Source organism: Streptococcus sanguinis, from assembly GCF_050223295.1.
Classification (GTDB): Bacteria; Bacillota; Bacilli; order Lactobacillales; family Streptococcaceae; genus Streptococcus; species Streptococcus sanguinis_X.
Genome location: NZ_CP071424.1, coordinates 237,619 through 251,013, shown reverse-complemented (window position 1 = coordinate 251,013; position 13,395 = coordinate 237,619). Strand labels below are relative to the sequence as shown.

Genomic DNA, 13,395 nt, shown 5'->3' with positions numbered 1-13,395 from the left:
TAGCTGCCATTCAACAGCTATCCGAATCTGTCTTCAAGTTCTCCATTGGAATAATTAAGTAAAAAGAAAGTGCCAGCATTAACACAAGCGGGAGGAGAATATAAATAATTCCCATACTGCTGGCAAGAGCTATTAACAGCATGGATAAAACACTCGGAACAGCCATGCTAAATAGATTAATAGCCGACTGGATAGCCCCCATGGACTCTTCTGGTATTAGGCTGAAGACAGATTTCTGCAATCTTGGACTCAGCAGACCGACTGTAACAGAGCAAGCAAAACTCGCTATCAGGACAAGTAAAAAGTTTTGCCAGAAAAAACCGCAAAGAATAAAACTTTCACATACTTGGCTACTATACATAGCAAGCTTAGTAGAAAGTTTTTTCAGCAAACTGCCACTCAAAATGTTCCCTAAAATCAAACCAGCGGAACTTAAAACAATTAACACGGCAATGGACTGACCGATCTGCAAATTCCAAAAAGGCCTTTTCAGCAATAAAAGAGTCGCTACTGGCGTCAGAATATTCAGAGTGACCTGCCCAAAGGTTGAAACCAATAACAACCTCACAACGTTTTTCAATCCCAGCAAGACTTTAAGAGAATTCAATAAATGCTGCCAATAATTCTCTCTATTTAGCTTCTTTGCATTACCTAGCTCTGGTTCTAATTCCTGTAAATTTTTACTAATATGCCAAAATCCAAGATAAGCTATCAAGAATGTCAGAGCATTTAGTCCTGCCAAAGCTCCAATACTCATCCAAGCGATGAGAAAACCGCCAGCTAGATTTCCCAAAATATGAACCAGACTCATACTAGCCTGCCGAAAGCCCATAGCAGAGGTCATATCTTGCTCAATCACCTTTACATAAACTGGGGTCAGCATGGCACCTGAAAAATAACTCAGACTATCCGACAGAAAGTTAATCAAGCAAATCACAAGCAGAGTCAAGAAAGAGAAATCTTGTCCAAGAAGCAAAAACGTTACCAAGCTATATAAGAGCACCTTACTAAACTGTATAAGCAGGTATTTATGAATACGATTCTTTTGAAAGTCCGCCGCAACTCCCGTAAAAACTTGAATTAACTGGGGTAGCGTTTCAGAAAGAGAAATCAATAAAACCGCAAGTGGAGCAAAGGAATAAGCAGAAACATAGTTCATCAAAGCCAAATAAAAAACAATGTCTCCAAAACCTGAAATCCATTGATTGATGAGCAACTGGCGAAAATTTTTGTTTTTTGCAAAAACAATCATACGACATCTCCTTTACTCTTGTTAGATTTTTGTTTAACAAATCATAACAATAAATTAGGCGATTGTCAAATTTTTATTTGATTATTATTTTACAAAATAAAGACCTAGAATGAATCTAGGTCTTCTTAAACTATTTTAGGTCCTGTTTGAACTTCTCTATAATCTTTTGAATCAGTTCTTTATTGACCGTGTATTTAACCCAATCATCATCCATCACAAGCTCCAGCAAGCCAGAATTTAGCAGCTTCTGCGTATGGAATGAGATAGAGGCTCTTGTAAGCCCCAATTTTTTAGCTATATCTTTATTCTTGGCATGCGGCTGAATCAATTCAATCAAGACTTTATAGCGGGTTTCATCTCCAAGAGTTTTTAAGGTCAGAGCCAATGTTTCATCGTTAAGCTCCGATTCCGCCTTTGATAACTGGGAACTTCTCGTCGAAAGGACTAAGGAATAGGAAGTGAAATCAGGAACCTTTTCGAGAAAAGAGTCAATAAACATGGGTGACAGAACAAAGACTTGAGTGTCCTTTTCAAGAAGCTTGGCATTCTGCTCTTCATCATCCATCACATCTGATAGGCTAAATTCTTGCTCAAAAGCTAGAACTTCCTGCTCAAACTGCTCATAAATAGGCTGATAGAGCTCGAACACTCTTTCCAGCAAGGAAACTAATTGGTCCCGAAGCTTCTCTGGATGCTGAATTGCTTGGTACCAGTACCATTTATTTCCCGGAGACTTGTCACTATTCTCTATAAAAGCCAGCAGATTCTCAGGACGTCGCTTGGCAACTTCTCCAGCAGAAAGCTTAAGCGATAAGCAATAGATGATTTGCTCTGCGTCTAGTTTTTTCAGACATTCTAACAAGTCATGCAAATTGGCCGGATCTTCTCCTTTTTCTAGCAAGTAGAGGTAGAGGAGCGGAGCCAGTCCCACTGTAGCTCCTTCGAACAAACTAACCGCAACAAGCTCGCTTTTCAAAGGAAGTAAATCCTGATAAAGCTTATCATAGTGCGGCTGTACATCAAGAAGCAGCTCCTTTTGATTCTGCCGTAAATCCTTCCACATATGTTTATCTTCCCTTGAAACGATGGCAGGCACCATGAGAAATTCATATAACTTACTACGATAGTGAACAAGCTTTACACCCACAGATTCTTCCCTCCTTACACATACTCCGCTTCTGACCAGAAAGAGTATACAATTCCTGTTTTTCATTATACCAAAAATCAGGCGAAATATTCATCGTCTTCTGCTCAGTTCATCTCCTGACAAGAAATCCATCTCTGTAAAATAAGAAATTTTTAGAAACTTTCATCTAGTCCTTAAGACTGATTTTATCCTTTTTCGATAGATTTTTATTGATTATCGATAAAATTTGTGCTATAGTTACTAAGAAATGAAACGTTAGTCGGAGGAAATTATGACAGACAAAATGAAAAAGACTGCTGAAGACATGAGCATCACTCTTACAAAAATCAGTATCAGCCTTTTATTTATTGCTTCCATTATCCTGATAGCCCTAGGACCTTGGGTCGTCAACCTAGTTATTGAATTTCCCTCTCCTTTCTTTCAAGGGGAGACGCGCTTTTGGATCTTGCTGCTGCTCGGCTATGTCCTAGGCTGCCTAGCGCTGGCCTGCATTGTCCATCTCTATCGACTCCTTAGCCGCATTGGTAAAAATCAGGTTTTTATCACACAAAATGTTCAGTACATGCGCTATCTTGGCTGGGAAGTGGGTACTGTCGCTCTTATCTCTCTTTTTATGGGACTGACAGCCTACTTGCCCATGCTCTTAGTCACTGTTTCCTGCAGTATCTTGACCCTGATTATCCGTGTCATCCGCAATGCTTTTGGCAAGGCCATTGAGCTGCAGGATCAAGTGGACTACACTATTTAGGAGGTCTTATGATTCAGATAAATTTAGACCTTGTCATGGCGCAAAAGCGCATCAGTGCTGGCCGTTTAGCAGAGTTGATTGACCTAACACCAGCCAATCTATCTATCCTAAAAAATAATCGAGCCAAGGCTGTCCGCTTTTCAACACTCAACGCTCTCTGCCGTGAATTAGACTGCCAGCCTGGCGATATTTTGGAGTATATCCCTGACGATGAGGAGGAGAAATAATTATGGAATACCCAGCACAAGATCAGATGAATGTCCAGCCTTGTCTGCCCGCAGAAGCAGAACGACAGACCATCTTCACAGGCCTAGAGGACAAGCAACTGCGATTCTTTAAAATCAGCTATCTAATCCTCTATCTCTTAACCTACTTTTACTCTGCTGTATTTTTTAATTATCAAACTGCATCCTTTTTCCCTTTTGCAATCGGCCTTATATTATTAAGTGAAGCCCTAATCAGGAAATTAGCCTATCCATCTCTGCAGATAAAAAATCTTGACAGCAGATTAGAGACTAGAAGCTTTCTGATCATGACGCTAGCTCAAGCCCTAGCTTTAAGTCTCTGGGGACTTCATCGCCAGCTAGAATTTTTCCAATTTCTAGCCATCCACATCTCATTCGCCTTCTATATTCTGTCCCGTACTGGCTGGTTGAGTCAAGGGCGTTTGGGTATCCTAGTCTGGTTTGATGCCATTCAAGCCTTCTGCATCCTGCCTTTTAAAAATTTCATTGCTGCTATTCTAGTCTTTATTGAAGGCAAGCAGCAGGACTCTTCCGACAGCTCTGACAGTCTGTCTTCAAAGAAAGCCCAACAGCTCGCGATTATCGTCAGCAGTTTCTTTGTCGCAGGAATCTTGGTCTACTTTGTCTGGTCCCAGCTGAGTCAGGTTTCAGACAGCTTTGCCTCTTTCTTCAGTAATACCGCTGATTTCATTGAGAATCTCCTTGACTCCCTCTTTTCAAGTCTTGATAGCAGCATGATTCTCTTCAAGGCCTTCCTGGCTGTTCCTGTCAGTCTCTACTTGTATGGCCTCCTAGCCGGCAGTCTGTTAGGCAAAAAAGATACTAAACTTAGCTACAAAAAATTCCAAGCAAGTATCCGCCCTTTGCGAGTAGCACCCGCTTTCGCAGCCTACATTATCATCGGCAGCCTCTGCTTGACCTATGCGCTCTTTTTCCTGACGGGTCTGGGTGAGCTCGGTCAGCTCCTAAGCGCCGGAACAGTAGCTCAGGCTATTTCTCCCCAGAATGCTTCGACTGTTGCCGTAGCTGGTTTCTGGCAGCTGGTTCGGGTGTCTATCCTTAACTTTGCAGTCCTAGGCGTCTTCTATCTGATTGCCAAAAAACCGCTCTGGGACCAGAAAGGGACACGATCCGCAGCTACTATTCTCTTTATCTTTACCGGTCTACTGGCCTTACTAGCTGGCTGGAAATTATTTGGCATCTACATCTACCTTTACGGACCAACACCGCTGCGCTTGATTTCAGCATGGTTCATCCTAGTTCTCTTGGTTTGGTGCCTACTGACCCTGATTCGTTTCTATAAACCTATACAAGCTATCCGCATCGGCATCTTTTACGCCTTGATTAGCTTTACCTTACTCTGCTATCTGTATCCAATACTTTTACCAGTAGCAAAATAAGCAACTGTACTTAACTATACACAAAAAACCAGAAAGAAAATCAATTTCTTTCTGGTTTTATTCTCTTTTTATATCATTTACCAGCGTTCGATAATAGACCGCTCATTCTTCTAATTCAAAGGAAAAATGATTATATTCTAAAATCACAGGTCAGCAAATGATCATTGACCATGCCAATTGACTGCATAAAGGCATATACAGTCGTAGAACCAACAAAAGAAAAACCTTTCTTTTTGAGTTCTTTGCTGATTTTATCGGATAGATCCGTTCGAGCGGGCACCTCTTCAATACTGGACCATGAATTGACAATCGGTCCATTCTTTACAAAAGACCAAATATAAGAATCCAAACTACCATATTCTTCTTTTAGTTTTAAATAGGCTTTAGCATTTTTTATAACTGCCTTTATTTTCAGTCTATTTCGTATCACTCTTTGATCACTAAGCAATTCTTCAATCTTCTGCTCGTCATAGTTGGAGACTATTTCAGGATTGAAGTTTTCATAAGCATCTGTCATAGCATCCATTTTTGACAAAATAGTTTGCCAGCTCAAGCCCGCCTGCTGACCTTCTAAAATCAACATTTTAAAGAGTTTATGCTCGTCATGCACAGGTCGCCCCCATTCATGGTCATGATAGTTTCTCTCAAGCTCACTATTTTCGGCCCAATCGCACCTTTTTATCTCAACCATCTATTTTCTCCTTATAGTTTGATTTTCTCAACTTGATTATTATCTAAGACCAAGAAAGCATCCGAAAAAGATACTTCAAAAAGTTGCAAGGAGTTGCTATGCTGCTCAATAATAGCTTGATAATAAGGGTACTTCTGGATAAAAACGCTTCTTATATCCTCAATAGAAAGCTGGCTTTCTTTGACTCTCCCTTGAATCCGGACATACCTCCCATCACCTTTCGGGACTGTTGTAAGAGCAATACGATTATTGGTTGCCAACTCTTGGATTTTATGACTATTTTTAAATGAGATAAAGAACAATTTCTTTGTCTCATCATCATAATAAAAATTTACAATTCTTACATTTGGGATATCCTTTACAGAAGTAGCTAGAGCCATTTCTGTCTGTTCTGCCAATAAGGCCTTAAAATATTGATTCATATTTGACTCCTTTATTATTTTCTCTAAAACTAGTATAATATAAAAAGGTATCATTATTTGAAACCATTTAATAAAAATATGGAGTTTCTCATGAATAAATCTCAAAGAATTAACGATATGCTTATTTTTCTCAATAAGAAAAGACAATTCAACCTAAAAGATATTATGAATCGATATCATATTTCAAAAAGCACTGCCCTTCGTGATATTGCCAGCCTTGAAACGCTGGGAATTCCTATTTATTCTGACTTAGGCCGGAATGGCAGTTATAAAATTCTTAGCAACGACTTGTTATCTCCTATTATTTTCTCCATAGATGAAATTTCTGCCTTGTATTTTTCCATGCTGACTCTGGAAAACTACAATATGTGCCCTTTTGATATTGACCTGCAAAAATTAAAAGAAAAATTTGAAAACTCGATTTCAGAACAGCAGTTAAGCAAGATCACAAAAATTGAGAAAATCCTTCAACCAGAAGTCAGGAAAACAATCAACAACTCTCAGTTGCGAATCATTCTTGATATTTTATTACACAGGCAGGAAGAATTTTTTCCAATTAAGTATGAAAAGCAGTATCTTCAGGTTCAATTTATCAAACTATTTAGCCACAAAGGAGATTGGTATGCAGAGGTCATAAATAAAGACACTGGCCAAAAAGAGGAACTTTCCTGCCAGTCTATTGAATTTTACCCGTGAATTTAACACAAAAAAACCAGCGGTCTCGAGTCTCCGCTGGTTTCTTGATTAATCGTTTGGATTAAGCAGCCAAAACTTTGCGTCCTTTACGACGGCGAGCTGCCAATACACGACGACCGTTTTTAGTTGACATACGGTGGCGGAAACCATGTTTACGCGCACGACGGATTTTACTTGGTTGATAAGTACGTTTCACGATGAATACCTCCTCTTAGATTCTTGTATTCGTTTAGCCGGCTAGTTGTGATCAGTTACTAAACATACTTTACCATTCTATATGATTCCGGGGCTTTTGTCAATACTTACTTAAATAACTTTCTCTTTGTAAACGTAATCATATGGTCCGAGTCGCCTCATAAAAGGGAATCAAAGCTGTCATGGCCTCCTGCAGCTGGGAAAGCACCTGCTCTCTTGAAGCAGCCTGAGAAAGGGGAATATCGTATTTGACTAAGACCTTACGAACCTGACCGACTGCCAGCTGCTGAGTAAGGAACTGGCGATTTTCCTCAGTACCTTCAAAGCGCTGACTCACACCATCAATCTGGGCAAAATAGTAAGCTGGCGACTGAATAGGCAGATTCAGTACCCGATTTTGCTTGTTGAGGCTGTTCTCATCTTTCTTACGCTCCATAAAGCTCACCTCTAGTGACACTCCAAAATCTTCTGCAGTCCCATACAAGCGCAGAGCAAACATCGGTTCTGTGATTTCTCCATAGCCTTTAAGATAATTCCAAAAATGGGGCCGCAGTATCTGTGCCTGATTCATCCACTGGCTGGTTCGCTCCAAGGTCAGCTTAGGATAGAGGCTCTGAAAATCCTTGACCAAATCCGCAAACTCCTTACGTGCCGCCTGGCCCTTAGCTCTCAACTCCAACATAGACTCACGCAGCTGCCCTGCCTTGTCTGGAGATATATACTTAGCCCCTTGATGAGGCAGATAACTTTCAATAGCTGGAAAAAGTGACATAAAAAATCCTTTCTATATACAAAAACCAGCATCTCTGCTGGCTTTCTTTTTATTCGCTGTCAATATCTACAACGACATAGCGGTTAGGCTCGTCGCCTTCGGAATAGCTTGTCACGCCATCGATGCGAGAGATGATGCGGTGGATAATTTTGCGCTCGCTGTTAGACATAGGGTCTGTGTGCTGACCGCGTCGGTCTTCCAAAGCCCGCTGAGCCAGTTTCTGCGCATAGCTTTGCAGTACTTCTGCCCGATGCTCAACATAGTCATTGACATTAATGGAAATATAGAAGCTCTTAGAATATTGGTTATAAAGATAGTTTTGCGCCAATAGCTGCAGAGCTTTCAAGACTTTTCCATGGTAGCCAATCACGCGCCCTGGTTCATTGGTATCAATCTGCATGTTGATAGTTCGGCGGTTGTGGCTGCTGGAAATGCCCGCTTCCACATCCATCTCATCCACGATTTGCTGAACATAGTTCGTTACGTTTTCAACTACTTCTTCGATATCATAGTCTGCTTCGACTTGGATACCTAAGTCAGCAAAAGAGCTTTCTTCTGTTTCTGTCGGCTCAGTCTTGTCTTTAGCCGCTTGTTCAAAAGAGATAACCTTGCTATCGTCCGCTTCTGCTTGAGCAACGGCCTCATCAATAGCTTGATTGGTCTTGAGAAGATCAATGGTACCAGTCTCTTCTAAAATCGTATTGGCTTGCTTGTCATTTTTGAGAATTTCAGCCTTGACCTCATCCGAGATAACTTCGCCTTCTCCTTCGACCTTCTTGATAGCAGCTACCACACGGCCCAAATCAACCGTTGCTTCACTGACAGACTGCACAGGCTCATTCTGAGCGTTAATCTCTTCGGGAACACCTTTTACAGCCTTTTGATTGGCTTTAACAACTGTCGTCTCAGCAATCGGCTCGACATCCACCTGAGCTGGCTTCTTGCCAAACAGACCTAAAAAGCCTTTTTTCTCACGTGAAATAACAGTGATATGCGCTCTCATACGTGGAATATCCAACGTTTTCAAACCATTTTGAATGGCTTCTTCAACACTTGCTCCTGTAAAAATAACCATTGCAAGAGTCCTCCTTCTTACTTACTTTTTCTTTTTCTGTGCTTTTTTTAGGGCACGTTTCTTTTTCTGTTCCAATTGGCGCTCTGACCGTTCCTTGGCTTCCCGCTCGGCAATGATTTTAAAAGGATTGCTCAGCAGCAAGGTCTGAACCACCTGATAAGCATTTGAGACCGCCCAGTAGAGGGCCACCCCACTCGCTGCATAGAGGGCAAAAAAGAAAATCACAACTGGCATCAGGTACATCATGACTGTCATCCCGCCATTTCTCTCAGGCAAGGCCTTGTTTGAAAGCCAAGTACTGAAGAAAGTGAAGAGAGCCGCCAACAGCGGAAGAATAAAGGTCGGATCTGTCGCTCCTAGATTGAGCCAGAGGAAGTGACCTGTTTTCATAAAATCAACCCGAGTCAGGGCTTGAAACAGAGCCAAGAGCACTGGCATCTGGATAAAGAGCGGAATGAATGAGGCATAGGGATTGACACCCTTTTCTTTGTAGAGTTTTTGCGTTTCCTCAGCCAAGGCTGTTCTGCTCTCCATATCCTTGCCAGGATACTTTTCCTGCAGTTGTTTGATATGCGGCTGCACTTCCTGCAGCTTGCGCGAAGAAGTCGTCTGGAATTGGAAGACCGGCAGGAGAACTGTCCGGATAATCAAGGTAAAGAGAATAATCCCAATTCCCTTGCTTCCGCCAAAGGATAGAAAACGAATGGTGTCCGCAAAGAAATAGACCAGCTTCTCCCAGAAACCATATGAATCGGCCGTTACTTGACTAGTTCCGCAGGCTGTAAGAAAGAGCAACGAGGCAACCAGCAAAATCCCTAATTTACTTTTCTGTTTCACAAATGAATCCTTCCTGATAAAGTTTAGCAATCTTTAATACATGCAATAAATTTTGTTCAACTTGGTGGTAGTCCAACTCTTCCACTCCTTTGCGAGCAATAACTACGAAGTCTGCCTGGACTAGATGTTTTTGATGCTGCATCAAGACATGGCGGATTTTTCTTTTAATACGATTACGAACTACTGCATTCCCCAACTTTTTACTGACGGAAATTCCTACTCGAAAATGCTTTTGCTCTTTTTCTAACATGTAAACGACAAATTTTCGATTAGCAAAACTCTGTCCACTTTTAAAAATCGCATTAAAATCTTTTTCGCTCTTGACGCGATAGTTTTTTCTCAAAACTCAACTCCATCCACCAAAATTATATCTATTATACCATATTTTTAGAAAATGCCAATAAGTCCTGCTATGACGCCGTTTTTGCAAATATTTAAAAGGTCGATTCACCAAAAGAACACCGCAATTCCCTTGCGATGTTCCCTATATCCTATTTCTTTTCCAGCTGTTTCTTAGCTCTTTCCAACTCCTGACGAATCTGTGCAAATCCTGTCCCGCCAAGGGAATTCCGCTTTTGTACAGCCGTTTGTGATTCGAGCGCTTGATAAATATCTTCCTCAATCAGTGATGACACTTCTTGATAGCGGCTCAGCGGAATATCCTGTAGATAATAGCCTGCCTTGCTGCATTCCAGCACCAACTTTCCGACAATCTCATGGGCTTCCCGGAAAGGCAGTCCTTTCTTGGCCAGATAGTCAGCCAATTCTGTCGCATTGGAGAAGTCCTGCTGAGTTGAAACCAGCATTTTTTCTTTGTTTACTGTCATACTAGACAGCATACCCGCCATAATATCTAGCGACTTCGTGATGGTATCTACTGTATCGAACATGCCCTCCTTGTCTTCCTGCAGGTCCTTATTATAGGCCAAGGGCAGGGATTTCATTACCGTCAGAAGACTGAAAAGATGGCCATAAACCCGGCCGCTCTTGCCCCGAATCAGCTCCGCCATGTCCGGATTTTTCTTTTGCGGCATGATGGAAGATCCAGTACTAAAGGTGTCTGACAGACTGACAAAGCCATATTCATAGCTGCACCAGTTGATCAACTCCTCGCAGAGACGAGACAGATGCATGATGAGAATGCTGCTGTTAGATAGAAACTCCAAGATAAAATCTCGGTCACTGACCGCATCCAAGGAATTGTGGTAAATGCCTTTGAAGCCCAATAAATCAGCCGTCAGCTCCCTGTCAATTGGAAACGTTGTCCCAGCTAGAGCCGCTGCTCCTAAAGGAGACAAATCGGTATGCTCCAGATTAAAGGCAAAGCGCTGACTATCCCGGCTGAACATCTGATAATAGGCCAGTAGATGATGAGCAAAGCTAATCGGCTGGGCATGTTGCAGATGGGTATAGCCTGGCATGATGGTCTCTACATGCTCTTCTGCCAAGTCCAATAGCACCTGACGCAGATTCAAGAGTTTATCCGCAATCTGACCGATCTGATCCTTGAGATAAAGGTGCATATCTGTCGCCACCTGATCATTACGAGAGCGAGCCGTATGAAGCTTGCCAGCCACTGGCCCAATCTCCTCAGTCAGAAGAGCCTCCATATTCATATGAATATCTTCATTACGCACATCAAACTCAAGCTCTCCAGACTCATAACATGCCAACAGCTTTTCCAAGCCTGCCTGAATAGCAGCTGCTTCCTCTGGAGCAATGATTCCTGTCTGCCCTAGCATTTTGACATGGGCTAGGCTCCCCTCTAGATCATAAGGAGCCAGACGATAGTCAAATCCGATGCTGGCACCAAATTCTTCTACCCAGCCTTCCAGAGAGGCTTCAAAACGCCCGCCCCACAGTTTATGATTCGCCATAGGAAAGCCCCTTTCTATTTGTCTTTGTGAGCCTGGACCTCTGCGTGAACCTTAGACGGAAGACCCCATAGCTTAATAAAGCCAATTGCGGCATCCTGATCAAAAGTATCTGCACTAGTATAGGTAGCCAGACTTTCGTCGTAGAGAGAATTGTCAGACTTACGCGCTACGACTGTCGCAGTTCCCTTATAAAGCTTCACCTTAGCTGTACCATTGACCACCTGCTGGGTGGACTTGAGATAGGCAATCAGAGCTTCTGTCGCTGGGTTAAACCAGAGGCCATTGTAGATGAGATTAGATAGTTCGTTTTCGATAATTGGCTTGAAATGAGCCAGTTCTCTGACTAGAGTCAGATCCTCGATTTCCTTGTGGGCAGCCAATAGAGTCACCGCCCCAGGGCATTCATAGATTTCCCGAGACTTAATCCCTACCAGACGATTTTCTACATGGTCAATCCGCCCAACACCGTGCTGTCCAGCTAGGTCATTTAGCTCAAGAATCAAGTCCGCCAGCTTCATCTTTTTGCCATCTAAAGCAACTGGCACGCCCGCCTCAAAGTCAATATTTACATAGAGTGGGCTGTCTGGTGCTGCTTCTGGTGCAACCGTCAAATCATAGGCGTCTTCCGGTGCTTCATTCCAAGGATTTTCCAAGACACCGCACTCATTGGCTCGTCCCCAAAGGTTTTGATCGACTGAGTAAGGACTATCCAGATCTGCAGGAATTGGCACACCATTAGCTTTGGCGTAATTAATTTCTTCTTCCCGAGACCACTTCCACTCCCGAACCGGAGCAATGACCTTGAGACTGGGATCCAAGGATGCGATAGCCACTTCAAAACGTACCTGATCGTTTCCTTTTCCGGTACAGCCATGGGCAATGGTTGTCGCCCCCGTCTTGTGGGCAATTTCAACCAATTTCTTAGAAATCAAAGGTCGGCTCAGAGCGGACACTAGAGGATATTTTCGTTCGTAGAAGGTGTGTCCTTGCAGAGCAACCAAGACGTAGTCTTCCGCAAACTCGTCTTTAACATCAATAACATGTGATTCGATAGCACCTACTTTCAGCGCCTTGTCATGAATGAACTCCAAATCATTTCCTTCACCTACGTCCATACAGACCGCGATCACATCATAATCCTTGTTCAGCCAAGTAATGGCCACCGAAGTGTCCAAACCACCGGAATATGCTAAAATGACTTTCTCTTTAACCATATGATTACCTCTATCCTTCTACATTTTATTTTTAAACATTCTACTGTATGAAAATGCGAATGTCAAGAGAAATTTTAATATTTATTAAAATAAAAACGTTTTATAAATTTTTATTCAGAATCAATATATTATATACTGGACTCAAAACAAGAAAAAAAGAGTCCGTCAAGACTCCTTATTTTACGCGGTAAAAAACATCGGGATGTTCGGAAACGCTCTGGGTGATGATGAAACGATCTTGACTGGTATCAGTCGGATCTGTCCCATTGACAGTCTCCCCAGCTAGCAGACTCTTTCCTGCTGGAATGATAAGAAAGGCAGCACCGGTTTGGTTTTTCCAACGAATCCCTGCTCGGTAAATCCCATTTTCATCTGGCCCAGAGTAATCTCCTGTCTCAAGCTTGGCAACATCTGACTCAATACCTGACGCATCAAATGTATAAGTGTTCCCTTTGGCATCCTGCCAAGTACCAATCATGCTAGAAAAATCTCCAGAAGCAATAGCCTTCATATCCAAACTAGAAGTTGATGCCGTTTCTTTCTCTCCTTTGCTAGTTTCCTTGGTAGACTTTTCAGCTTCAGTTTCCGAATGCTGCTGAGAGCCTGTATCAGAAGTTTCCTGATTGTCCGCTTGGCCATCAAGTTCGCTCGAATTGGTCCCTCTTTCAGACTTTTTAGAAGATGCGGAGCTAGTCAAACTTGCTTTAGAATTGTTGGAAGCAGGAGCCGTCTGCTCTTTCTTTTGGTTACAGGTTACTAGCACGAGTAAGGCTACTAACGCTCCAACCAAAATGATAATCCATTTTTTCATATTAATCTCCTTA

16 protein-coding genes are annotated in these 13,395 nt (G+C 42.2%); 4 read left to right on the top strand and 12 right to left on the bottom strand.

Annotation, left to right across the window (positions count from 1 at the left end; translation table 11 throughout):
* Window positions 1–10: 10 nt before the first annotated feature.
* On the bottom strand, window positions 11–1,252 hold the full coding sequence (locus tag J1C77_RS01380; protein WP_002922516.1) for an MFS transporter: 1,242 nt from the start codon (window positions 1,250–1,252) through the stop codon (window positions 11–13).
* Window positions 1,253–1,382: 130 nt separating this feature from the next.
* On the bottom strand, window positions 1,383–2,465 hold the full coding sequence (locus J1C77_RS01375) for an ArsR/SmtB family transcription factor (RefSeq protein WP_002922517.1): 1,083 nt from the start codon (window positions 2,463–2,465) through the stop codon (window positions 1,383–1,385).
* Between the two features lie 205 nt (window positions 2,466–2,670).
* Here J1C77_RS01375 and J1C77_RS01370 point away from each other — a divergent pair, with 205 nt between their 5' ends.
* Genes J1C77_RS01370 through J1C77_RS01360 form a run of 3 tightly spaced genes read left to right on the top strand, consistent with a single transcriptional unit; the run spans window position 2,671 to window position 4,792 of the window.
* Window positions 2,671–3,147, top strand: a complete 477-nt coding sequence (locus tag J1C77_RS01370) for a DUF2975 domain-containing protein (RefSeq protein ID WP_002917772.1) — start codon at window positions 2,671–2,673, stop codon at window positions 3,145–3,147.
* Between the two features lie 8 nt (window positions 3,148–3,155).
* Window positions 3,156–3,374, top strand: coding sequence for a helix-turn-helix domain-containing protein (locus J1C77_RS01365; RefSeq protein ID WP_002899126.1), 219 nt, complete (start codon window positions 3,156–3,158; stop codon window positions 3,372–3,374).
* Window positions 3,375–3,376: 2 nt separating this feature from the next.
* Window positions 3,377–4,792, top strand: coding sequence for a DUF4153 domain-containing protein (locus tag J1C77_RS01360; protein WP_002922519.1), 1,416 nt, complete (start codon window positions 3,377–3,379; stop codon window positions 4,790–4,792).
* A 130-nt stretch (window positions 4,793–4,922) separates the two neighbouring features.
* On the opposite strand, the gene J1C77_RS01355 is transcribed toward J1C77_RS01360, so the two are convergent.
* Window positions 4,923–5,483, bottom strand: a complete 561-nt coding sequence (locus tag J1C77_RS01355) for a DNA-3-methyladenine glycosylase I (RefSeq protein ID WP_002922520.1) — start codon at window positions 5,481–5,483, stop codon at window positions 4,923–4,925.
* Between the two features lie 11 nt (window positions 5,484–5,494).
* A complete protein-coding gene (locus tag J1C77_RS01350; RefSeq protein ID WP_042763045.1) occupies window positions 5,495–5,959 on the bottom strand; it encodes a pyridoxamine 5'-phosphate oxidase family protein in 465 nt (154 codons plus the stop codon).
* 24 nt (window positions 5,960–5,983) lie between these two features.
* On the opposite strand from J1C77_RS01350, the gene J1C77_RS01345 reads away from it, so the two are divergent.
* The gene (locus tag J1C77_RS01345; protein ID WP_002922522.1) at window positions 5,984–6,601 is read left to right on the top strand and encodes a helix-turn-helix transcriptional regulator; all 618 of its coding nucleotides are present in this window, start codon (window positions 5,984–5,986) and stop codon (window positions 6,599–6,601) included.
* A gap of 61 nt (window positions 6,602–6,662) precedes the next feature.
* On the opposite strand, the gene rpmH is transcribed toward J1C77_RS01345, so the two are convergent.
* From rpmH to J1C77_RS01305, 8 genes are all read right to left on the bottom strand, one after another.
* Window positions 6,663–6,797: a 50S ribosomal protein L34 gene (gene rpmH / locus J1C77_RS01340; protein ID WP_002893904.1), complete on the bottom strand. Its 135-nt coding sequence runs from the start codon at window positions 6,795–6,797 to the stop codon at window positions 6,663–6,665.
* 138 nt (window positions 6,798–6,935) lie between these two features.
* On the bottom strand, window positions 6,936–7,568 hold the full coding sequence (locus J1C77_RS01335) for a hypothetical protein (protein WP_002922523.1): 633 nt from the start codon (window positions 7,566–7,568) through the stop codon (window positions 6,936–6,938).
* A gap of 49 nt (window positions 7,569–7,617) precedes the next feature.
* Window positions 7,618–8,643 carry an RNA-binding cell elongation regulator Jag/EloR gene (gene jag / locus J1C77_RS01330; protein WP_002917779.1) on the bottom strand — a complete coding sequence of 342 codons (1,026 nt, stop codon included), beginning with the start codon at window positions 8,641–8,643 and terminating at the stop codon, window positions 7,618–7,620.
* A gap of 21 nt (window positions 8,644–8,664) precedes the next feature.
* The gene (locus J1C77_RS01325; protein WP_002922524.1) at window positions 8,665–9,480 is read right to left on the bottom strand and encodes a YidC/Oxa1 family membrane protein insertase; all 816 of its coding nucleotides are present in this window, start codon (window positions 9,478–9,480) and stop codon (window positions 8,665–8,667) included.
* Complete coding sequence (rnpA, locus tag J1C77_RS01320; protein ID WP_002893914.1) at window positions 9,464–9,823, bottom strand: ribonuclease P protein component; 360 nt, start codon at window positions 9,821–9,823, stop codon at window positions 9,464–9,466. Before rnpA ends, J1C77_RS01325 begins: the two co-directional genes overlap by 17 nt.
* A gap of 148 nt (window positions 9,824–9,971) precedes the next feature.
* On the bottom strand, window positions 9,972–11,357 hold the full coding sequence (gene argH / locus J1C77_RS01315) for an argininosuccinate lyase (protein WP_002922525.1): 1,386 nt from the start codon (window positions 11,355–11,357) through the stop codon (window positions 9,972–9,974).
* 14 nt (window positions 11,358–11,371) lie between these two features.
* Window positions 11,372–12,571, bottom strand: a complete 1,200-nt coding sequence (locus J1C77_RS01310; RefSeq protein ID WP_002922527.1) for an argininosuccinate synthase — start codon at window positions 12,569–12,571, stop codon at window positions 11,372–11,374.
* A gap of 175 nt (window positions 12,572–12,746) precedes the next feature.
* On the bottom strand, window positions 12,747–13,382 hold the full coding sequence (locus J1C77_RS01305) for a DUF6287 domain-containing protein (protein ID WP_002922529.1): 636 nt from the start codon (window positions 13,380–13,382) through the stop codon (window positions 12,747–12,749).
* Window positions 13,383–13,395: the final 13 nt, after the last annotated feature.

Bases quoted from the DNA above. Each gene is read 5' to 3' on its own strand.
- J1C77_RS01370 (WP_002917772.1), top strand. From the start codon at position 2,671: ATGACAGACAAAATGAAAAAGACTGCTGAAGACATGAGCATCACTCTT.
- jag (WP_002917779.1), bottom strand. From the start codon at position 8,643: ATGGTTATTTTTACAGGAGCAAGTGTTGAAGAAGCCATTCAAAATGGT.
- J1C77_RS01345 (WP_002922522.1), top strand. From the start codon at position 5,984: ATGGAGTTTCTCATGAATAAATCTCAAAGAATTAACGATATGCTTATT.
- J1C77_RS01335 (WP_002922523.1), bottom strand. From the start codon at position 7,568: ATGTCACTTTTTCCAGCTATTGAAAGTTATCTGCCTCATCAAGGGGCT.
- J1C77_RS01380 (WP_002922516.1), bottom strand. From the start codon at position 1,252: ATGATTGTTTTTGCAAAAAACAAAAATTTTCGCCAGTTGCTCATCAAT.
- argH (WP_002922525.1), bottom strand. From the start codon at position 11,357: ATGGCGAATCATAAACTGTGGGGCGGGCGTTTTGAAGCCTCTCTGGAA.
- J1C77_RS01365 (WP_002899126.1), top strand. From the start codon at position 3,156: ATGATTCAGATAAATTTAGACCTTGTCATGGCGCAAAAGCGCATCAGT.
- J1C77_RS01375 (WP_002922517.1), bottom strand. From the start codon at position 2,465: ATGAAAAACAGGAATTGTATACTCTTTCTGGTCAGAAGCGGAGTATGT.
- J1C77_RS01355 (WP_002922520.1), bottom strand. From the start codon at position 5,483: ATGGTTGAGATAAAAAGGTGCGATTGGGCCGAAAATAGTGAGCTTGAG.
- J1C77_RS01360 (WP_002922519.1), top strand. From the start codon at position 3,377: ATGGAATACCCAGCACAAGATCAGATGAATGTCCAGCCTTGTCTGCCC.
- J1C77_RS01305 (WP_002922529.1), bottom strand. From the start codon at position 13,382: ATGAAAAAATGGATTATCATTTTGGTTGGAGCGTTAGTAGCCTTACTC.
- J1C77_RS01350 (WP_042763045.1), bottom strand. From the start codon at position 5,959: ATGATACCTTTTTATATTATACTAGTTTTAGAGAAAATAATAAAGGAG.
- J1C77_RS01310 (WP_002922527.1), bottom strand. From the start codon at position 12,571: ATGGTTAAAGAGAAAGTCATTTTAGCATATTCCGGTGGTTTGGACACT.